Here is a 20599-nt window from a genome sequence, read left to right as displayed (position 1 = left end):
CGGCGCAGAGCCGCTGAGCAGGTGGGGTGCTGCTCAGGCGGGGAAGTGGCCGCGGGCCACCTGAGGCTTGGGCAGGCGCAGCCGGCGGATCTGCAGCGCGCGCATCGCGGCGTAGAACGGCAGACCTCGCTCCCGGTTCTCCACGCCGAACTTCGCGTCGACCTTCTTGCGCACCAGCCGTCCGACCCAGACGGCCTCGACCAGGACCGCGAGCACGAAGAGCCACAGGATCTGGCTGACGATGATGCGCATCTCCTCGTTCATCACGAAGGAGGCGAAGAGGAACACCAGCACCAGGATGAGCATCCATTCACCGATGCCGAAGCGGGCGTCGACGTAGTCACGCACGAAGCGGCGCTGCGGTCCACGGTCACGCGGTGGGAGGTACTTCTCCTCACCGGTCTCCATCGCCCGGCGCATCTTCACCCGCTGGTCAGCCATCTGCTGCCGCTGAGCAGCACGGGCGACCTTGCGGTCGTTCTGCACCAGGGGACGCTTGCGGGCCGCCTGCTGCTGGCTGCGCTTCGGGGTCGGCACACCCTTCTTCTCAGGCTGACGCCTGGTGTTCTGGGCCTCGGCCCGGGCAGCCGCAGCCTCAGCTTCGGCTTGGGCGGTCTTCTCGGCATTGTTCTTCTTACGTCCTAGCACCCCGCCAGTGTAGCGGGAATAATGGACCCCAAGCCTGGCAGCGTTTCCGTGTGCGGGAATGAACCCCGCAGCCCCATGCGTTGTTACCGTAGAGCACAGGCCTGCCGCTACAACGAGAGAGGTGTATGCCATGAGCACCACCACCCAGGACACCGCCGCCGGATCCGCCGCCCAGACCGAATCCGCGGAGATCGGCGGCTCCGCCGTCGATGGTTTCAAGACCCACCAGGTCGAACTCAGCGAGACCGCAGCGCAGAAGGTCTCCTCGCTGCTGCAGCAGGAGGGACGTGAGGACCTGCGACTGCGTGTGGCCGTGCAGCCCGGAGGCTGCTCGGGTCTGATCTATCAGCTCTACTTCGACGAGCGGGTCCTCGACGGCGACGCGCTGCGGGACTTCAGCGGCGTCGAGGTCGTCGTGGACAAGATGAGCGTGCCCTACCTCGAGGGCGCGAAGATCGACTTCGAGGACTCCATCTCCAAGCAGGGGTTCACGATCGATAACCCCAACGCCGGCGGTTCCTGCGCCTGCGGCGACTCCTTCCACTGACCGACCCGCCGATCCACCTCAGGATCGACCCGGAATCCTCTCAAGTATCCGCCTAATGAATCAGGCGCTGCGGGATTCCCGGCTGGTCAGGGCGTGGACCACGGCACGGTCCGAGGAGTCACAGCGTCACAAAGCAGACATATCGGCGGCGAATCTAGGCGCTGTCTGATACGAGCAAAACTCCGCTTCCCCCGTTTTCTACACGGGGTAGAAGCGGAGTTTTCTCGTCTCTAGGACCCTGCGGACGCCGTTGAAGAAGCAGATCAGATGCGACCGGCGCGGGTGTCCGTCCTCCCGGTGCTCTACAGGACGTAGTAGTCTTGAGCGCGAAGCGTCCATGGTGGTCCGAACTCTGCGCACAGCGCGGCCAGCGGCCCACGAACGGGTGCAACATTCGCACATCGAGATAGAGGAAGGGCCGTCTGTGAGTTCGCATAAACGAACCGGCAGCCGAGGCCGTGCACTGAAAGTTACTGCACTGGCCAGCGTGGCGGCACTGGCGCTCAGCGCCTGCTCCGGGGAGAACCCAGCATCGAGGGGCTGGCTGCCGGGAAACCGAGACACCACCAGCAACACCGCCGAGATCACCGACCTGTGGGTCAACTCCTGGATCGCAGCGTTGATCGTAGGGCTGATCACCTGGGCGCTGATGCTCTGGTGCATGATCGCCTACCGTCGCCGCAAGGGTGAGACCGGCTACCCGCGCCAGATCGCGTACAACGTGCCGCTGGAGATCATGTACACCATCGTCCCGCTGGTCATGGTGGGCGTGCTGTTCTTCTACACCAATGAGGTGCAGCGCTCGATCGATGAGCCCTACGAGGATCCCAACCTGGTGATCGATGTCCGTGGCAAGCAGTGGGCCTGGGACTTCAACTACAACTATGAAGGCGAAGAGCGTTACTTCGCCGGCGTCCAGGCGGAGCTTGACGGCGAAGAGGGCGTGCGCGAGACGCTGCCCACCCTCTACCTCCCGGTGGATGAGCCCGTGACCTTCGAGCTCAACGCTCGCGACGTCATCCACTCCTTCTGGATCCCCGCCTTCCTGCAGAAGCGCGACATGGTGCCGGGGCGCACCAATGAGATCCACCTGACCCCGCAGGAGCTGGGCAGCTTCGACGGCAAGTGTGCCGAGCTCTGCGGCGAGTACCACTCGGAGATGCTCTTCAACGTGGAGGTGGTCACGGATGAAGAGTTCCGCGACTACCTGCAGACCCTGCCCGAGGGTCAGCTCGGTGACGAGTACGACCGCAATCCAAACCTCCACGAAAACGTGGCCGGAACCGAAGGGGACGACTGACTGTGGCGACCCTCGAATACACCGCCGACGAATCGCGTGAGGTCTCGCGCGTCGTCCCCCGCTCCAAGGGGAAGGTCGTCGTCAACTGGCTGACGACCACCGATCACAAGGTGATCGGCTACATGTACCTGATCACCTCCTTCCTGTTCTTCTGCGTGGGCGGCGTGATGGCGCTGCTGATCCGTGCCGAGCTCTTCGAGCCCGGCATGCAGCTGCTGCAGACCAAGGAGCAGTACAACCAGCTCTTCACCATGCACGGCACCGTGATGCTGCTGATGTTTGCGACGCCGCTCTTCGCCGGCTTCGCCAACGTGATCATGCCGCTGCAGATCGGGGCACCAGATGTGGCCTTCCCGCGTCTGAACGCGCTGGCCTTCTGGTTCTTCCTCTTCGGCGCGCTCGTGGCCATGGCCGGATTCCTCACCCCCCAGGGTGCGGCCTCCTTCGGCTGGTTCGCCTACGCACCGCTTTCGGACACCACATATTCACCGGGAGTCGGTGGAGACCTCTGGGTGTTCGGACTGGCGCTGACCGGCTTCGGCACGATCATGGGTGGCGTGAACTTCATCACCACCATCATCTGCATGCGCGCCCCTGGCATGACCATGTGGCGGATGCCGATCTTCGTGTGGAACACCCTGATCACCTCGATCCTGGTGCTGATGGCCTTCCCGCCCCTGGCGGCGGCACTGTTCGGGCTCGGCCTGGACCGGCGCTTCGGCGGTCACATCTTCGACCCCGAGGCTGGCGGTGCGATCCTCTGGCAGCACCTGTTCTGGTTCTTCGGTCACCCCGAGGTCTACATCATCGCCCTGCCGTTCTTCGGCATCATCTCTGAGATCCTGCCGGTGTTCAGCCGCAAACCGATCTTCGGCTATAAGGGCCTGGTCTACGCGACGATCGCCATCGCTGCGCTCTCGGTGACCGTGTGGGCGCACCACATGTACGTCACCGGTGCCGTGCTGCTGCCGTTCTTCGCGCTGATGACCATGCTGATCGCGGTGCCCACAGGGGTGAAGTTCTTCAACTGGATCGGCACGCTGTGGCGAGGATCGCTGACCTTCGAGACGCCGATGCTCTGGAGCCTGGGCTTCCTGGTCACCTTCCTCTTCGGTGGTCTCACCGGCATCATCCTGGCCGCTCCGCCGCTGGACTTCCACCTCTCCGACACCTACTTCGTGGTGGCGCACTTCCACTACGTGGTCTTCGGCACCGTGGTCTTCGCGATGTTCGCCGGATTCTACTTCTGGTGGCCCAAGTGGACCGGCAAGATGCTCAACGAGCGTCTGGGCAAGATCAACTTCTGGATGCTCTTCATCGGCTTCCACGGCACCTTCATGATCCAGCACTGGCTCGGCGTCATGGGCATGCCGCGTCGTTACGCGGACTACATGGTCGAAGACGGGTTCACCATGATGAACCAGTTCTCCACCGTGTTCTCGATGCTGCTGGGCGCCTCGCTGATCCCGTTCTTCTGGAACGTCTGGATCACCTCGCGCAAGGGCAAGAAGGTGCTCGTGGATGATCCCTGGGGCTTCGGAGGCTCCCTGGAGTGGGCGACCTCCTGCCCACCGCCGCGGCACAACTTCTACTCGCTGCCGCGGATCCGCTCCGAGCGCCCCGCGCTGGATCTGCACCACCCAGAGCTCGCTGACCGTCATACCCTGCAGACACCTGCCGGGAAGATCTTCGGTCCAGCGGATCAGCAGGACAAGGAAGGCGTCTGATGAAAGCAAATATCGGCTTGTTCCTAGGTCTGGGCGTCTTCGTCCTGATCGTGGCCTTCGTCTACGGGTTCTGGAGCGGATTCTCGGACCTCGCCGGGTTCCCGCTGCTGCTGCTCACCGCCGGCATGGGCTTCATGCTCTGGTTCTACCTGCGGATGGTCGCGAAGAACCACGACGTGCTCGACGGGGACAACCCTGAGGGCGAGATCGAGCACATGGCAGGCAACTACGGCGAGTTCGCGCCGTGGAGCTGGTGGCCGCTTGGACTCGGGTTCTCCGCAGCCTTCGCGTTCTTCGGCCTGGCCATCGACTGGTGGGTGTTCTTCATCGCGCTGATCCCGGGCCTGTTCTTCGTCACCGGCTGGGTGCTGGAGTTCAACCGCAAGCGCTACGCGCACTGACCCGGCCGCTCGCAACGAGCGACTGATCCCAGGGTCTGAGAAAGCCCGCTGTGAGCATCGACTCACGGCGGGCTTTCGCGTACCCGGGGCACCTTGGCGGTGCGTAGAATCCTTGCTATGACGATCCGCCCCATCACCATCCACGGAGAACCCGTGCTGCACCGACGCGCGCAGGAGGTGGAGAGGATCGATGACTCCATCCGTGAGCTCGTGGCCGATATGGTCGAGACCCAGGACGCCGCCCATGGCGTCGGCCTGGCGGCGCCGCAGGTCGGGGTGGGACTGCGCATCTTCACCTACAGCTTCGCCGACTCCGGTGATCAGCCCTCCCGGGGAGTGATCATCAACCCGCGGCTGCGCCTGATCGGCAAGGTCTCCAAGGAGGCCGCGGACCCCGAGGATGAGTCAGAGGGCTGCCTCTCGGCACCGGGATACAACTACCCGCTCAAGCGCAGCGAGCATGTGGAGATCACCGGGCTGGACCTCGACGGCGAGCCGCTGCGGTTCGAGGCCACAGGTTGGTTCGCCCGCATCCTGCAGCACGAATACGACCACCTGGACGGCTACCTCTACGTCAACCGTCTGGACCCCAAGTGGGCTCGGCGCTGGAAGAAGGTCGTGAAGAAGGAGGGCTGGAATCAGCCCGGTCTGACCTGGCTTCCCGGAGTCGACCCGGACCCCTTCGGCCATGACGAGTCTGAAGCTGCCGAGGAGTCCGTGGGGACCCGGGAGAGCCCCTGAGCCTGTGCGCTCAGGGCACCAGGCATTCTGCGCGACTCAGCTCACACTGCGGCTGAACGCCACCCAGCGGCGCAGCACCTCTGCGGCGGCCCCGGAGTCGATGGACTCCTCGGCGCGGCGCATGTTGCTGGCGAGCCGGTCCACCAAGGGTCCCTCCGCCTGCTCATCGAGGCTGGTGAGCCCGGCGGCGGCATTGAGCACCACGGCGTCCCGGACAGGTCCTGGCTCCCCGGAGAGCATCCGCTGGACGATCTGCGCGTTCTGCGTCCCGGAACCGCCGCGCAGGTCCTGAACGGCGACCCTGGGCAGGCCCACCTCTTCGGGCTCCAGGACGGTGTGGGTGACCTCTCCGGAGCGGACCTCCCAGAGATCCGTGGCGGCAGAGGTAGTGATCTTGTCCCGGCCGTCCCGTCCACGGAACACCAGTCCGCGGGTGCCTCGCAGGGCGAGAACCTCTGCCATCCTGGGTGCCAGGGTGGGGCTCGCGCAGCCCAGCGCCTGGGCCGTGACCCGCGCCGGGTTCGAGAGCGGGCCCAGGAAGTTGAACACGGTGCGGATGCCCAGCTGGCGACGCACCGGTCCCACATGGCGCATTGCGGGGTGGAAGCTCTGCGCGAAGAGGAAGGTGATCCCGACCTCCTCGGCGGCGCGGGCGACGTCCTGGGTGCTCATGCTCAGGTCCACCCCGAGCGCCTCGATCACGTCCGCGGCTCCGGCGGTGCTGGAGGCGCCCCGGTTGCCGTGTTTGACGACCCGGGCTCCTGCGCCCACCGCGGTCAGCGATGCCATGGTCGAGATGTTCACGGTGCCCAGCATGTCCCCGCCGGTGCCGACGATGTCCAAGGTGGGACCCGGAATGCTCAGCGGGACGGCCTTGTCCAGCATCGTGGCGCTGAGTCCGATCAGCTCCTCGGCGACCTCGCCCTTGGCGCGCAGCGCCACCAGGAACGCGGCGATCTGCCCGTCGCTCAGGGACCCGCTCATCAGCTGCTCCATGGCCCAGGCGGAGGTCTCCGAGGGGAGGTGCTCGCCGCCGAGCAGGGTCTCCAGCAGCTCGGGCCAGCTCGCGGGCAGGGGAGTCGCACGGGGGAGTGCAGCGGCGGTGTTCTGGGGATTCACAGCCCCAGACTATCGGCCCACCGGCCCGTCGTTCCGTCCAATTTCGACACGCTGTAGAAATATTGTCGACTTTTTTGACCGGCTCCACCTTGGCGGATCCTGGGAATGGCGCGGAATCCGCCCACTGACAAGGATCTGGAACCACGCCGTAAGAGTCATCGGTGTCGCAAACCGTTGGGGTTTCAGGACATAATGAATGCGTGACGTCTGCAACCCAAGCCCCCATCGCCCCGGCGCGCACGCTGCCGAACCGTCCGAACATGGTGTCCGTGGGCACCATGGTCTGGCTCACCAGCGAGCTCATGTTCTTCGCCGGCCTGTTCGCCATGTTCTTCACGCTGCGTTCCACGCAGTCTGAGATGTTCGCCGAGGGTGCCAGCGAGCTGGACATCCCACTGGCCACCACGATCACGGTGATCCTGGTTGCCAGCTCGGTGACGGCTCAGTTCGGTGTCTTCGCCGCCGAGCGGCACCAGCCGCGACGCACCGGGGGCGCACTGCAGATCCAGCACTGGGGCATGGTCGAGTGGTACATCCTCTCGTTCATCATGGGCGCCATCTTCATCGGTGGTCAGACCTATGAGTTCGCCGTGATGGTCTCCCATGGGATCACCGTCTCCTCGAACGCCTTCGGCTCGGCCTTCTACATCACCACAGGCTTCCACGGACTTCACGTGATCGGCGGTCTGATCGCCTTCCTCTACGTGGTGGCGCGGGCGTACTTCAGCGTGAAGTTCACCCACAAGGAGGCTCACGCCGCCGTCGTCGTCTCGTACTACTGGCACTTCGTCGACGTCGTGTGGATCGCGCTGTTCGGCATCGTCTACCTGCTGCCGCTGTTCGCCTGATCACAGCACCAGCTGAAGCACACCAGCTTGTATCGCATCGAAAAGTTAGGAACCGGCACGTGAAGGCACTCTCACAGAAGCGTCGCCACCCGCTCGCGGCAGTGGCGCTGCTCCTCCTGGGCCTCTTGCTCACCGGAGGGCTCTACGCCGCGGCGACCTCCATCAACGAGGCTCAGGCGACCAACACTGCAGACGTCTACTCCGCCTCAGACGTGGAGGAGGGCGAACGCCTCTTCGTGGCCAACTGCGCGACCTGTCACGGGATCAATGCACAGGGCTCCGACGCCGGACCCTCGCTGATCGGCTCCGGCGCTGCCGCCGTGGACTTCCAGGTCGGCACCGGCCGCATGCCGATGCAGATGTCCGGCCCGCAGGCCCAGAAGAAGCCGGCTCAGTTCAACGACGAACAGACCATGCAGCTCTCCGCCTATGTCGCATCCCTGGGCTCGGGTCCTGCGCTTCCGTCCGAGGAGTACCTCGACGTCGAGCAGGGCAACATCGCCCGTGGCGGCGAGCTCTTCCGGATCAACTGCGCCATGTGCCACAACGCTGCCGCTGCCGGTGGCGCGCTGACCGAGGGCAAGTACGCGCCTGCCCTGGACGGCGTGGAGGCACGGCACATCTACTCGGCCATGGTCACCGGCCCGCAGAACATGCCGGAGTTCAACGACTCGAACATCCCGCCTGAGGACAAGCGCGACATCATCGCCTTCCTGAAGAACAACGAATCTCAAGGCGTGCCGGGCGGGTTCTCGCTGGGCTCGCTGGGACCGGTCTCGGAAGGTCTGCTCATCTGGACCCTCGGCCTGGCCCTCCTGATCGGCTCCATGGTCTGGCTGACCTCACGGTCCTCCTGAACCCCACTGGCAGCTGAAAAGCACCCACACACCTCAACACTGAAGCAAAGGACGAGAACCATATGGGCGAGCACGGTAACGGCGGTCCGAACTCGGGCGCCGTCATCAAAGCAGGCGACGGAAGGTCGAGCGGCTATGCCATCGACAATCCCGGCCTGCCCCCGCACCGCCCGCGGTTGACAGACGCGGACGAGAAGGCCGCCAAGCGCGCTGAGCGGCAGGTCTCCGCGCTCTTCCTGATCTCGATCATCGGCACGGTGATGTTCTTCATCGGCTACTTCGCGGTCGGAGTGACCGACGGTGACCTCCAGATGCTGCGGCTGCAGAACACCCTGCTCGGCATCGGCGTGGCCTTCGCGATGCTCGGCATCGGACTCGGCGTCGTGCAGTGGGCCCGAGCGCTCATGCCCGACCACGAGGTGATCGAGGACCGCAAGCCGCTTCGCAAGGAGGCAGAGCGCGCCGAGGCTGCCCAGACGGTCAACGAGATCGTCGACGAGACCCAGATCAAGCGTCGCCCGCTGCTGCGCAACACGCTCATCGGTGCCGCGCTGCTGGCCCCGCTTCCCGCCGTCGTGGTCTTCCGCGATCTGGATCGCTCCGAGGACTTCGGCGTCGAGCGGATGCGTCACTCGCTCTGGGAGGAAGGGGTGCGCCTGGTGCGTGACCCCACCGGCACCCCGATCCGCGCCTCCGACCTCACCGTGGGCTCCGCTGTCCACGTGGTCCCCGAGACCCTGCGTGAGGTCTCCGGGCACGGCGACCGCCTGGCCGAGAAGGCCAAGGCCGTCGTGCTGCTCATCCGGATGAACCCAGAAGACTTCCAGGACGTGACTCCGGGCCGTGAGGACTGGAAGTACGAGGGAATCATCGCCTGCTCCAAGGTCTGCACACATGTGGGCTGCCCGGTGGCGCTCTACGAGCGCCACACCCACCACCTGCTGTGCCCCTGCCACCAGTCGACCTTTGACGCCGCTGAGGAGTTCAAGGTCATCTTCGGTCCGGCGGGCCGCCCGCTGCCCCAGCTTCCTATCACGGTGGACGATGAGGGCTTCCTCATCGCGCGCAGCGACTTCACTGAACCCGTCGGCCCGACCTACTGGGAGCGTGGCTAAATCTCATGAGCACTCAGTCTCTAGCATCCAAATACACCGAGGAGCAGTACTCCGAGGTTGACCAGTACCAGCCGGCGACCCGCACCGGAAAGATCGCGAACTACGTCGATCAGCGTGTGGGCGGCACCGGCATGGTCCGGGAGTTCGGCCGAAAGGTCTTCCCCGACCACTGGACGTTCATGTTCGGTGAGGTGGCGCTCTACAGCTTCGTCATCACCGTCATCTCCGGGGCATTCCTGACCTTCTGGTTCGATCCCTCGATGACCAGCACCCAGTACGACGGCTCCTACGCCCCGATGCAGGGCGTGGAGATGTCCACCGCCTACGCCACGGCGCTCGAGCTCTCCTTCGATGTGCGCGGCGGGCTCTTCATGCGTCAGCTCCACCACTGGGGCGCGCTGATGTTCGTCATGGCGATGTCGATCCACATGCTCCGGGTGTTCTTCACCGGCGCATTCCGCAAGCCCCGTGAGCTGAACTGGGTCGTCGGAGCCACGCTGCTGGTCGCCGGTCTCGGCGCCGGCTTCACCGGCTACTCGCTGCCCGATGAGGTCCTCTCCGGCAACGGTCTGCGGATCATCGACGGCATGCTCAAGGCCATCCCGATGGTCGGCACCTACATCTCCTTCTTCCTCTTCGGCGGGGAGTTCCCCGGCGACGAGGTCATCCCGCGGCTGTACTCGCTGCACATCTTCATCATTCCCGCAGTGATCCTGATCCTGATCGCGGTCCATCTGTTCATGGTGGTCGTTCACAAGCACACCCAGTACCCCGGCCCGGGCCGCACCGAGCGCAATGTGGTGGGCTACCCGGTGGGACCGGTCTACGCAGCCAAGGCCGGCGGGTTCTTCTTCGTGGTCTTCGGTGTGCTGGCGCTGCTCGCCGGCACGTTCCAGATCAACGCGCTGTGGAACTACGGGCCCTACGATCCGTCACCGGTCCAGGCCGGCACCCAGCCCGACTGGTACATCGGATGGTTCGACGGCGTGCTGCGCCTGATGCCCGGCTATATCGGGGACATCCCGCTGGAGTTCGTCCTACCCACGCCGTGGGGCGGGAACAGCGTGGCGCTGCCGGTGCTGATCCCGATGCTGCCGATCACGGTGCTGCTGCTGGGCATCTTCGTCTGGCCCTGGCTCGAGGCCTGGATCACCGGGGACAAGAAGGAACACCACATCCTCGACCGACCGCGCAACGTCCCCGGACGCACCGCCTTCGGTGTGGCCATGGTGGTCTGGTACCTGGTGATGTGGGGTGCTGCGTCCTCGGACCTGATGGCCACGCACTTCGCGCTCTCGCTCAACGACGTGATCATCTGGCTCCGGGTGCTGTTCTTCGCCGGCCCGATCCTGGCGTTCATCATCACCAAGCGGATCTGCCTGGCGCTGCAGCGCAAGGATCGCGAGATCGTGCTGCACGGCAACGAGGCAGGCGTGATCGAGATGCTGCCGCACGGTGAGTTCCGCGAGAAGCACACCCGGGTCAGCGACTACGAGCTCTACACCCTGGTCTCCTACGACTCACCCGAGGTCACCCCGGCCCGCCCGAACGCCAAGGGCAAGGTCGGCCTGCTGGAGAAGTCCCGAGTTCGACTGAACCGGACCTTCTTCGAGGATCGGGTGGCCCCGGTGAGCCGGGAGGAGTACCTCGAGGCGCTCTCCCACGATCACCACGAGACCGCCGCCGAGCTGCCAGCCGGCTCGGTCGGAGCGATCGAATCCAAGAAGCGCTGAGAACCTGCAGGTCCTGATCAGCCCCAGCCAGGGCTGACCCAGGGCTGAGCATGAGACAGCGGCCGTCTCCCTCTCGGGAGGCGGCCGCTTTCTCGTGGTGCCCGGCGCTGCCGGGGCAGAGCTTGCCGCCCTGGCTCTGGACCCAGACCCGGGAGCCGGGAGCCGGGAGCCTGGAGCTCGGACCCCGGAGCCTTGTTCAGGACCCTGGCTCAGCTGTTGCCGGTAGCGGGGCCGCTAGCCCTTCTGCGCGCCCCGGATGATCGAACGCAGCTTCTCCAGACGCTCGCCGAGGGCCCGCTCTGCTCCGTTGCCCGTGGGCTTGTAGTAGTCCACGCCGATCAGCTCATCGGGGACATACTGCTGGGCGGCGACGTGGTGCGGGGCATCGTGGGCGTAGACGTAGCCCTTGCCATGTCCCATCCGCTGCGCTCCGGCATAGTGTGCGTCGCGCAGATGAAGCGGGACCGCACCAGACCTGCCCGCCCGCACATCGGCGATCGCGGCGTCCAGTGCCTTATAGGAGGCATTGGACTTCGGTGCGGTGGCGATGTGCACCGTGGCCTGGGCGAGCAGGATCCGCGCCTCGGGCATGCCGATGAGCGCCACCGCGTCTGCCGCGGCCATCGCGGTCTGCAGCGCTGTGGGGTCGGCCATGCCGACCTCCTCGCCTGCGGCGATGACCAGTCGGCGGGCGATGAACCGTGGATCTTCTCCGGCCACCACCATCCGGGCAAGGTAGTGCAGGGCCGCGTCCGGGTCCGAGCCGCGCAGCGACTTGATGAACGCCGAGACGATGTCATAGTGCTGGTCCCCGTCCCGGTCATAGCGCTGGACGGCGAAGTCCATGGCCTGTTCGGCGTCCCGGGCGGTGATCACCACAGGGGAGTCCGGCTGGGCCTCAGTCTCGGGAAGGGCGCCCTCGGAGGAGGTGTCCTCCCCGGCAGCCTCGGGGGTCTCGTGGCGGGCTCTCGCGGCGGGCTCGGTCGCATCCTCGGGGGAGCGGCCCATGGCCACCGCGGCAGCGGCCTCCAGGGTGGTCAGCACCCGGCGCGCGTCACCTCCGGCCATGCGCAGGATATGGTCCCGCGCGGCGTCCTCGAGCTCGAAGGCCGAGTCCAGGCCTCGGGTGTCCTCAAGCGCTCGGGTGATCAGCCCGGAGAGGTCATCCTGGGTCAGCGGGCGCAGGGTGAGCATCAGTGAGCGGGAGAGCAGCGGGGCGATGATCGAGAAGGAGGGGTTCTCCGTGGTCGCCGCGACCAGGATCACCCAGCCGTTCTCCACTCCGGGCAGCAGGGCGTCCTGCTGGGCCTTGTTGAACCGGTGGATCTCATCGAGGAAGAGCACCGTGGTCTGCCCGCGCAGGTCCCGGTCCTCCAGGGCGCGGTCCATCACCTGGCGGACGTCCTTGACGCCGGCTCGAATGGCAGAGAGCTCCACGAACTTCCGCGAAGCGCCGCGGGCGAGCACATGGGCCAGTGTGGTCTTGCCCGTGCCCGGGGGCCCGTAGAGGATCACCGAGGAGGCGCCGGCCGGGCCCCGGTTGCCCTCGGTGAGGACCCGCAGCGGGGACCCCTGTTCCAGCAGATGCTGCTGGCCCAGGACCTCAGTCAGGGTGCGCGGGCGCATCCTGACCGCCAGCGGGGTGTGACGACGACGCGCGCCCGCCTCACCCGTGGAGGGCGAGGTGGGCGCGTCGTCGTCACCGAAGTCGTCGGAGGCGAAGAGGTCCCCCGTGGTGGGATCGGCCACTGCGCCTCCTTCAGCTGGGTTCGTAGATAGATTCGAAAGGAATCCGTCCTAGATTACCCGGTGCGGTTCAGCCCTGGGACTTTCCCTCAGCCACTGCCTCACCCTTGTCCTGCTTCTTCTCCTGGTTCTTCCCCTGCGGCGTGGTGTCCGCCGCCGGCTCCGGCTTGGCGTCCACCCCGGCCTCCTTGCGCTGCTGCGCGGTGATCGGAGCAGGCGCCGCGGTCAGCGGATCGTAGCCGCCACCGGACTTGGGGAAGGCGATGACTTCGCGGATCGAGTCCTCACCGGCGAGCAGCGAGACCACTCGGTCCCAGCCGAAGGCGATGCCGCCGTGCGGGGGAGCGCCGAACTTGAAGGCATCGAGCAGGAACCCGAACTTCTCCTGGGCCTCATCCTCGGGGATCCCCATGACCTTGAAGATCCGCTCCTGGACGTCGCGGCGATAGACGCGCAGCGAGCCACCCGCGATCTCGTTGCCGTTGCAGACCAGGTCATAGGCGTTGGCCAGCGCGGAGGCCGGGTCGGTGTCGAAGCTCTCGGCGAACTCCGGCTTCGGTGCGGTGAAGGCGTGGTGCACCGCGGTCCAGGCACCCGAGCCCACTGCGACGTCGCCGGCGGCCTGGGCCTGGGCGGCGGGTTCGAACATCGGGGCGTCGACCACCCAGACGAAGGACCAGGCTGATTCGTCGATGAGCCCGACACGGTGCGCGATCTCATTGCGGGCGGCACCGAGGAGTCCCCGGGAGGGGGAGACCTCTCCGGCGGCGAAGAAGATGCAGTCACCGGGGGAGGCCCGGGTGGCGGCGGCCAGTCCGGCCTTCTCCGCGTCCGAGAGGTTCTTCGCCACCGGTCCGCCGAGTTCGCCGTCCTCGGCGATGAGTACATAGGCCAGGCCCTTGGCGCCGCGCTGCTTGGCCCACTCCTGCCAGGCATCGAGGGTCCGGCGGGGCTGGGAGGCGCCTCCGGGCATCACCACGGCACCGACGTAGGGGGCCTTGAAGACCCGGAACGGGGTGTCCTTGAAGTACTCGGTGAGCTCGGTGAGCTCCAGGTCGAAGCGCAGGTCCGGCTTGTCCGATCCGTAGCGGGCCATCGCCTCGTGGTAGGTGATGTGCGGGATCTGCGTGGGCAGCTCGACGTCGATGAGCTTCCAGAGCCGACGCACCAGCTCCTCAGAGAGAGCCAGGATGTCCTCCTGGTCCACGAAGCTGGCTTCGATATCGAGCTGGGTGAACTCGGGCTGGCGGTCGGCGCGGAAGTCCTCGTCGCGGTAGCAGCGGGCGAGCTGGTAGTACTTCTCGAAGCCGCCGACCTGCAGCAGCTGCTTGAACAGCTGCGGAGACTGGGGCAGCGCGTACCAGGCGCCCGGAGCCAGGCGGGCCGGGACCAGGAAGTCGCGAGCCCCTTCAGGTGTGGAGCGGGTCAGCGTGGGGGTCTCGATCTCGGTGAAGGTCTGCTCGTGCAGCAGCTCACGGGCCACCCGGTTCGCCTCCGAGCGCAGTCGCAGCGCACGCTGTGGACCCTCTCGGCGCATGTCGAGGTAGCGGTGACGCAGCCGCGCCTCCTCGCCGATCTCGACATGCTCGTCGATCTGGAAGGGAAGCGGCGCTGCGGTGTTGAGCACGGTGACGGTCTCGGCGAGGACCTCGACCTCACCGGAGGGCAGGTTAGGGTTCTCGTTGCCTGCCGGGCGGCGTTCCACGGAACCGGTCACCTGCAGCACGAACTCGTTGCGCAGCGGATCGAAGTCGGCCTCCTCGCGCACCACGACCTGGGCCACGCCGGAGGAGTCACGCAGATCGAGGAAGGCCACTCCGCCGTGATCTCGGCGTCGCGCCACCCATCCGGTGAGGGTGACGGTCTGGCCTATGTTCTCGGCGGTGAGGGAGCCGGAGGTGTGTGTGCGAAGCACGGTGTCCTTCCTGGGGGATCAGTTGCTCGGATGCGGGCCAGCGGCCCGGGGAGTCAGTCGGTGGCCGATTCTACTATCCGTGGGAGCAGGTCCTGGGCCGCTGGGACCCAGCTCTCGGGGTCGGCGGAGGTCTGGTCGCCGGAGCGGATGTCCTTGACCTCGTGGGCGCCGTCGTCCTCGGTGAACCAGACGTAGGGGATTCCGCGGCGATCAGCGTGGCGAATCTGCTTGCCGAACTTCTCCGCCTGCAGAGCGACCTCGACGTTGATCCCTCGGGCGCGCAGCGCATCGGCGACGTCCTGGGCGGCACCCCAGTCGGCGTCGGAGCGCAGCGCCACGAACACCGCTGCTGGGACCTTGCGGCTGGCGGAGAGCCCGCCCTCGGCCAGGATCCGCGAGACCAGCCGGGTCACCCCGATGGAGAGCCCGACCCCGGGGAAGGAGCGCTTGCCCTTGGAGGCCAGTGATTCGTAGCGGCCGCCGGAGCAGATCGAGCCCAGGGACTCGTGGCCGATGAGCACCGTCTCATAGACCGTGCCGGTGTAGTAGTCGAGTCCGCGGGCGATCGAGAGATCAGCGGTGACCCGGCCAGGCACCCGCTTGTTGAGCTCCGCGACGACCTCTTCAAGCTCGGCCAGTCCGGCCTCGAGCAGCTCATCGGCTTCCTTCTCGCCCAACAGTGCGCGCACTGCGGCGACGAAGGAGGTGTCGGTGGCGCGGATCGCGGCGAGCGTGAGCGCCTGCTGCGCCTGTTCCGGAGTGGCCGCGCCGGAGGAGACCAGCTCCTCGCTGACCTTCTCTGCCCCGATCTTCTCCAGCTTGTCGATCGCGCGCAGCACCGCGGTGGTGTCGGTGACTCCGATGGAGCGATAGAAGCCCTCGGAGAGCTTGCGGTTGTTCACCCGCAGCATGAAGTCACCGATCGGCAGCGCCTCGAGCCCCTTGGCCATCACCACGCCGATCTCGACATCGCTGCGGAAGGGCAGCGCGCCGTCGCCGACCAGGTCGATGTCGGCCTGGGTGAACTCGCGGTAGCGCCCATCCTGCGGGCGCTCACCGCGCCAGACCTTCTGAATCTGGTAGCGCCGGAACGGGAAGTCGAGGTGACCGGCGTTCTCCACCACGTAGCGCGCGAAGGGCACTGTCAGGTCGAAGTGCAGCGCCAGCCGGGCGTCCCGGCCTGCCTCCTCCTGGAGCCGGGAGACCGCGTAGATCTCCTTGTCGATCTCACCCTTCTGCAGCAGGGTGTCGATGGTCTCCACCGCCCGGGATTCGATGGAGGCGAAGCCGTGGCGTTCGAACACCTCACGAAGCGTGTCCAGCACGTGCAGCTCCACCAGGCGCTCCTCAGGGAGCCATTCGGTGAAGCCGGAGAGAGAGGTGGTTCGTGCCATGGGTGTGCGCGCAGTCCTTGGATCGTCGGGGGAGTCATGGGCGGCCCGGAATCGGGCCCGTTCAGCATAACGGCTCCGGTAGGCTGGTGGCATGAGTCCTGCAGTCAAGCCCGACCACCATGAGACCTCACTCGATGACGCCCGCCGCTTCGCCCGGGTGGACGAGGAAGGCCATGTCTACGCCCTGACCCCTGCACAGCCGGAGGCCGACGGCGCTGCCGATGTCCCCGTGCCGGCTCAGTCCGACGGCGCTGCCGATGTCCCCGCGCCGGCTCAGGCAGACGGCGCTGCCGATGTCCCCGTTGCTTCGGAGACCGAGGTTGCGCCCTCGACGGCGGCCTCTCAGGCTCAGCCCGGGGAGACCTACGTCGGGCAGTTCTCCGGGGCCAGCGCAGATGAGGCGCTGCACTACTTCACCCGGAAGTTCGACGAGCTCTACAACCGGGCGCTGCTGCTGCGGGCCCGCGCCGCGGCCGGTGCGGACTCCGCCAAGGCGCTGCATGACTCGCTTCGCCATATCCGCCAGGAACTCACCGAGGGCACCTGGGTCGGCGACGTCGCCGCTCTGAGCTTGCTCACCACGGAGATCTCCGCAGAGATCGATCAGCGCGCCGCAGCCGAGAGCCGTGAGGCCGAGGCACTGCTCGCCGCGCATCTGGCCACCCGGGAGCAGATCGTCGCCGAGGTGGAACAGCTGGCCGAGGCTGATCCGAGCACTCAGCACTGGAAGAGCGCCCAGGCGCGGATGAACGAGCTCTTCGAGGCGTGGAAGGCGGAGCAGAAGAAGCCGCCGCGGCTGACCAAGTCCCAGGAAGATCCCTTCTGGAAGCGGTTCCGCGCCGCTCGGAACCTCTTCGAGAAGAACCGGCGCGCCTTCTTCGCCTCCCGGGACAAGGAGCACGGGGACATCAAGACTGCCAAGGAGGCGCTGATCGCCGAGGCCGAGAAGCTCAAGGACTCCGAGGACTACGGCGCCACCACCAAGGCCTACCACCGGCTGATGGACGACTGGAAGGCGCTGGGCCGCGGTGCTCGCAAGACCGACGACGCGCAGTGGGCCCGCTTTCGGGCCGCCCAAGATGTGTTCTTCGGCGCCCGGGACCAGGCCAACGCCCAGACGGACGCGGAGTACGCAGAGAACCTCACGGTGAAGCTGGCGCTGCTGGAGGAGTTCGAGGCGCTGCTGCCGATCGAGAACCCGGACGCTGTCCGCGAGAAGTACCAGGGTCTGCTCAACCGCTGGGATGAGGCCGGGCGGGTGCCGCGCGCGGACATGAAGGTCACCGAGAACCGGCTCAAACGGGTCCAGGACGCCTTCCGTGACGCCGAGCAGTCACACTGGCGCAAAACCGATCCTGAGACCATTGCACGGCAGAATTCGATGCTCACCCAGCTCGACGACGCTATTGCAGAACTCGAGGCCGCATTGGAAACCGCCCAGGCCAGCGGCGACGCTGCATCGATTGCGGCAGCGAAAGAAGCATTGGACGCCCGAAGAAGCTGGCGGGATATGTTGAAGTAACGAATGGATTACACTCGTCAAAGATTCGGTGACCCATTCGGCTTTGCAGGTGGGTCGCCGACGTTGTGCCGTCGACATCCAGTGAGGACCCCCGCGTGAGCGATCAACAGCCGCATGAGTCGGTCGCCCCGCGCAGCCGTCGCGAGATTCGCGAAGCGCGGGACCGCGAACTCGCTGCGCAGCGCGAGCGGCAGAGCGCCGCACAGAAGCGCGCTCTGGATGAGACGCTGCGCACTGTGCGCGCCCGCTCGGCCGCCTCCGCCGAGGCTGCCGCCGAGGACCCTGAAGTGCCCGCACAGGACACCCCGCACAGTTCCGAGCCGAGGCCGAACCCCGGGTCCCAGAACATGCCCGCCCCACGCCCGGCCAGCAGCCCCTCCAGCCCCGCCTCTGATCTGCCCAGCACCGGGCTCCCCGCCATCGCACCACGCCAGGAATCGGTGATCTTCAACCAGGAAGACGTGCCCCAGGGCAAGCTGGAGCGTGAAGACCCGCAGCACCGAGCCCACCCGCCCCGATCCCCGCAGACCCCCGAGGATGCGGCTCCGGCACAGCCCGCGCCCGGCACCCTCGCTCCCTCAGCTTCCAAGCCCTTCGATCAGGTGGTGACCGGCGCAGACCAGGTGCGCCCCGAGGACGAGATCGACGAGGACTCCGAAGCGGCACTCGAGGACGAGTCCGGCTTTCCGCTGGAGGATGACTATGAGGAGGACTACGAGCAGGAGCTCGAGGACGACTACTACGAAGGCACCCGCATCGAACACGACGACGACGGCACACCGCTGCTGATCTCATCCTCCACCCATGGCCGCGGCTACCAGACGGTCTCCGCCGTCGAGGGGGGCGCCACTCAGGCGGTGCTGGAGAAGCGTCGCAGCAAGCGTCGACGCCGCAACCTCACCCTCAGCGTGGCCTTCGGGCTCTTCGCGGTGCTGCTGGTCGGCTTCGTGGTGGTGCTGCAGTCCCTGTTCGGCGGGGGCGGCCCAGAAGACTTCGAGACCCAGGCGGGGGAGGTCGTGGAGTTCACCGTGGAGCAGGGTGACGGGCCCGCCCTGGTGCGCAGCCGGCTGCTGGAGGCCGGGATCATCGCCAGCGACGACGCCTTCGACGACGCGTTCGCAGAGCTTGAGGACGCGCCCGAGCTGCAGCCCGGGGAGTTCCAGCTGCGCGAACAGATGCCGGCCGCCGACGCTCTGGCAGTGATCTTCGAAGAGGGTGAGGCGCTGCACTACATCTCACTGCAGGACAACACCCGCATCGACGCGGCGCTGAACTCGATCGCCGCACAGACCGGGATCCCGGAGAGCGACATCCGGGCCGCCGCCGATGACCCCAGCGCCTACGGCCTGCCCGAGGAGGCCGAGACCCTCGAGGGATACCTCGCGGCAGGGGAGTACCAGCCCAGCCTGGAGGCGGCGCCCCAGGAGATCCTGCAGCAGATGGTGGACACCACCTTCGAACGGCTCGAGGAGCTCGGGATCACCGAGGAGGACGAGCAGTGGCGCACGGTGATCGTCGCCTCCCTGCTCACCGCCGAGGGCCTGCCGGGAGACTATGAGGAGATCGCCGGGATCATCGAGAACCGGTTGGATCCCGGCAACTCCGAGACCGATGGGCTGCTGCAGATCGACGCCACTGTGATCTACGGACTCGGCACCCAGAGCGTGCACTTCACGGAGGAGGAGCGCGCCGACGCATCCAACGAATACAACACCTACCAGAACCCAGGCCTGCCCCCCGGCCCGGTGGCCGCTCCGAATATGGCGACCCTGGAAGCCGCCGCGAACCCGGACGAGAACGACTACTTCTACTGGGTCACCGTGGACCTGGAGACCGGTGAGACGAAGTTCGCCGAGGACTACCAGGAGCACCTGGGCTACGTGGACGAGTTCAACGCCTACTGCGAGGACAACCCAGGGATCTGCGACGGGGAGCCCGCGCAGGACAACGCGGCTCCGTGACGCTTCAGGCCGCCGTGCTGGGCCACCCGATCGCCCACTCACTCTCCCCGGTGCTGCACGCCGCAGCCTATGAGCACCTCGGGCTCGACGCCGAGTACCGGCGCATCGACGTTCCCGAGGAGTCCCTGCAGGATTTCCTGCGTGGGGCGGGCGCCACCGGTGACTGGATGGGATGGTCGGTGACCATGCCGCTGAAGGCCGCCATGGTCAGCGTCGTGGACCGGCCCTCGGCCCGGGTCCGCGCGCTCGGGGTGCTCAACACGGTCATCCACCGCCCCGCGGCGAACGGCGAGGCATCACCGAAGAGCACCGGGCTGCTGCTGGGTGACAACACCGACGTGGACGGGATCGTCGCGGCCCTGGGTGAGGCCGGGCTGCACCAGCGGCCGTCGTCGGCGGGCACCTTCGGGATCATCGGAGCCGGGGCGACCGCCACCGCGGCACTCGCCGCCGCCGCCGAACTCGGCTTCACCCAGGTGCGCAGCTATGCACGCTCACGGTCCCGCGCGCTGGAGCTGGCTCCGGTCGCCGCGGCGCTGGGTCTGCAGTTCAGCGTCTCCGAGCTCGCCGCCCTGCCGGGGGACCTGGTCCCCGCCGCGCAGCCGGGGGAGCCGGCCGAGGCGGCGGGTCTGGACCCGATGGGGCATGATGTCGCGGATCCGGACGTCGCGAATCTCGACGTCGCGGATCCGGACGTAGTGGATCCGGACGATGTAAGTCTGCAGGCCGTGGTCTCCACGCTGCCGCCGCGCGCCGCCGACGAGCTCGCCGCCACGCTTCCCCGACTCTTACACCCGGTGCCGCTGCTCGACGTCGCCTACGACCCCTGGCCCTCCGCGCTGGCGCAGGCCTGGGGGGCCGCCGGAGGCCAGGTGGTCAGCGGTCTGGTGATGCTGCTGCACCAGGCGGTGCGGCAGGTCGAGCTGTTCAGCTCCGGCACCTCGACCCCCGCCGAGGCGCTCTCAGCGGGGTCCCACGCCGAGATGGTGGCGAAGATGCGGCGCTCCATCGGTTTATGATGGACC

General features: G+C 66.8%; 17 protein-coding genes. 12 read left to right on the top strand and 5 right to left on the bottom strand.

Annotation, left to right across the window (positions count from 1 at the left end):
• Positions 1 to 33: 33 nt before the first annotated feature.
• Positions 34 to 648: a DUF3043 domain-containing protein gene (locus tag HNR24_RS04240; RefSeq protein WP_058889351.1), complete on the bottom strand. Its 615-nt coding sequence runs from the start codon at positions 646 to 648 to the stop codon at positions 34 to 36.
• Between the two features lie 130 nt (positions 649 to 778).
• Between HNR24_RS04240 and HNR24_RS04235 the strand changes: the two genes are divergently transcribed.
• The 5 genes from HNR24_RS04235 to def all read left to right on the top strand — a co-directional run bounded on the left by HNR24_RS04235 (position 779) and on the right by def (position 5364).
• Positions 779 to 1195 (top strand): HesB/IscA family protein, encoded by a 417-nt coding sequence (locus HNR24_RS04235; protein ID WP_058889350.1) that lies wholly within the window; start codon positions 779 to 781, stop codon positions 1193 to 1195.
• Between the two features lie 424 nt (positions 1196 to 1619).
• A complete protein-coding gene (gene ctaC, locus HNR24_RS04230) occupies positions 1620 to 2495 on the top strand; it encodes an aa3-type cytochrome oxidase subunit II (RefSeq protein WP_058889349.1) in 876 nt (291 codons plus the stop codon).
• A gap of 2 nt (positions 2496 to 2497) precedes the next feature.
• Positions 2498 to 4222 carry an aa3-type cytochrome oxidase subunit I gene (gene ctaD / locus HNR24_RS04225; RefSeq protein WP_058889348.1) on the top strand — a complete coding sequence of 575 codons (1725 nt, stop codon included), beginning with the start codon at positions 2498 to 2500 and terminating at the stop codon, positions 4220 to 4222.
• On the top strand, positions 4222 to 4623 hold the full coding sequence (locus HNR24_RS04220) for a cytochrome c oxidase subunit 4 (protein ID WP_182495098.1): 402 nt from the start codon (positions 4222 to 4224) through the stop codon (positions 4621 to 4623). The genes ctaD and HNR24_RS04220 overlap by 1 nt, the downstream gene beginning before the upstream one ends.
• Before the next feature lie 117 nt (positions 4624 to 4740).
• A complete protein-coding gene (gene def, locus HNR24_RS04215) occupies positions 4741 to 5364 on the top strand; it encodes a peptide deformylase (protein ID WP_058889346.1) in 624 nt (207 codons plus the stop codon).
• Positions 5365 to 5400: 36 nt separating this feature from the next.
• Here def and trpD read toward each other — a convergent pair whose 3' ends face one another.
• On the bottom strand, positions 5401 to 6483 hold the full coding sequence (trpD, locus tag HNR24_RS04210; RefSeq protein ID WP_058889345.1) for an anthranilate phosphoribosyltransferase: 1083 nt from the start codon (positions 6481 to 6483) through the stop codon (positions 5401 to 5403).
• A gap of 200 nt (positions 6484 to 6683) precedes the next feature.
• On the opposite strand from trpD, the gene ctaE reads away from it, so the two are divergent.
• The 4 genes from ctaE (at position 6684) to qcrB (ending at position 11036) form a co-directional block, all read left to right on the top strand.
• On the top strand, positions 6684 to 7331 hold the full coding sequence (ctaE, locus tag HNR24_RS04205) for an aa3-type cytochrome oxidase subunit III (protein ID WP_058889344.1): 648 nt from the start codon (positions 6684 to 6686) through the stop codon (positions 7329 to 7331).
• Between the two features lie 59 nt (positions 7332 to 7390).
• On the top strand, positions 7391 to 8188 hold the full coding sequence (qcrC, locus tag HNR24_RS04200) for a cytochrome bc1 complex diheme cytochrome c subunit (RefSeq protein WP_058889343.1): 798 nt from the start codon (positions 7391 to 7393) through the stop codon (positions 8186 to 8188).
• Positions 8189 to 8250: 62 nt separating this feature from the next.
• Positions 8251 to 9303: a cytochrome bc1 complex Rieske iron-sulfur subunit gene (qcrA, locus tag HNR24_RS04195; protein ID WP_058889342.1), complete on the top strand. Its 1053-nt coding sequence runs from the start codon at positions 8251 to 8253 to the stop codon at positions 9301 to 9303.
• Between the two features lie 5 nt (positions 9304 to 9308).
• Positions 9309 to 11036 (top strand): cytochrome bc1 complex cytochrome b subunit, encoded by a 1728-nt coding sequence (gene qcrB, locus HNR24_RS04190; protein ID WP_058889341.1) that lies wholly within the window; start codon positions 9309 to 9311, stop codon positions 11034 to 11036.
• Between the two features lie 234 nt (positions 11037 to 11270).
• Here the strand turns inward: qcrB and HNR24_RS04185 are convergent, their stop codons facing one another.
• The 3 genes from HNR24_RS04185 to hisS all read right to left on the bottom strand — a co-directional run bounded on the left by HNR24_RS04185 (position 11271) and on the right by hisS (position 16091).
• On the bottom strand, positions 11271 to 12785 hold the full coding sequence (locus HNR24_RS04185) for a replication-associated recombination protein A (protein ID WP_310735385.1): 1515 nt from the start codon (positions 12783 to 12785) through the stop codon (positions 11271 to 11273).
• Positions 12786 to 12852: 67 nt separating this feature from the next.
• Positions 12853 to 14697 (bottom strand): aspartate--tRNA ligase, encoded by a 1845-nt coding sequence (gene aspS, locus HNR24_RS04180; RefSeq protein ID WP_182495097.1) that lies wholly within the window; start codon positions 14695 to 14697, stop codon positions 12853 to 12855.
• 53 nt (positions 14698 to 14750) lie between these two features.
• Complete coding sequence (gene hisS, locus HNR24_RS04175) at positions 14751 to 16091, bottom strand: histidine--tRNA ligase (RefSeq protein ID WP_058889338.1); 1341 nt, start codon at positions 16089 to 16091, stop codon at positions 14751 to 14753.
• A gap of 91 nt (positions 16092 to 16182) precedes the next feature.
• On the opposite strand from hisS, the gene HNR24_RS04170 reads away from it, so the two are divergent.
• From HNR24_RS04170 to HNR24_RS04160, 3 genes are all read left to right on the top strand, one after another.
• A complete protein-coding gene (locus HNR24_RS04170) occupies positions 16183 to 17613 on the top strand; it encodes a DUF349 domain-containing protein (protein ID WP_058889337.1) in 1431 nt (476 codons plus the stop codon).
• A 95-nt stretch (positions 17614 to 17708) separates the two neighbouring features.
• Positions 17709 to 19574 (top strand): endolytic transglycosylase MltG, encoded by a 1866-nt coding sequence (locus HNR24_RS04165; RefSeq protein ID WP_182495096.1) that lies wholly within the window; start codon positions 17709 to 17711, stop codon positions 19572 to 19574.
• Positions 19571 to 20593, top strand: a complete 1023-nt coding sequence (locus tag HNR24_RS04160) for a shikimate dehydrogenase family protein (RefSeq protein WP_182495095.1) — start codon at positions 19571 to 19573, stop codon at positions 20591 to 20593. Before HNR24_RS04165 ends, HNR24_RS04160 begins: the two co-directional genes overlap by 4 nt.
• Positions 20594 to 20599 lie beyond the last annotated feature (6 nt).

Source organism: Nesterenkonia sandarakina (assembly GCF_014138825.1).
GTDB classification, from domain to species: Bacteria; Actinomycetota; Actinomycetes; order Actinomycetales; family Micrococcaceae; genus Nesterenkonia; species Nesterenkonia sandarakina.
This window is presented reverse-complemented; position numbering and strand designations above follow the sequence as displayed.

Excerpts from the sequence above, each read along its gene's own strand:
- HNR24_RS04235 (WP_058889350.1), top strand. The coding sequence starts at position 779 with ATGAGCACCACCACCCAGGACACCGCCGCCGGATCCGCCGCCCAGACC.
- HNR24_RS04220 (WP_182495098.1), top strand. The coding sequence starts at position 4,222 with ATGAAAGCAAATATCGGCTTGTTCCTAGGTCTGGGCGTCTTCGTCCTG.
- def (WP_058889346.1), top strand. The coding sequence starts at position 4,741 with ATGACGATCCGCCCCATCACCATCCACGGAGAACCCGTGCTGCACCGA.
- qcrA (WP_058889342.1), top strand. The coding sequence starts at position 8,251 with ATGGGCGAGCACGGTAACGGCGGTCCGAACTCGGGCGCCGTCATCAAA.
- qcrB (WP_058889341.1), top strand. The coding sequence starts at position 9,309 with ATGAGCACTCAGTCTCTAGCATCCAAATACACCGAGGAGCAGTACTCC.
- hisS (WP_058889338.1), bottom strand. The coding sequence starts at position 16,091 with ATGGCACGAACCACCTCTCTCTCCGGCTTCACCGAATGGCTCCCTGAG.
- HNR24_RS04170 (WP_058889337.1), top strand. The coding sequence starts at position 16,183 with ATGAGTCCTGCAGTCAAGCCCGACCACCATGAGACCTCACTCGATGAC.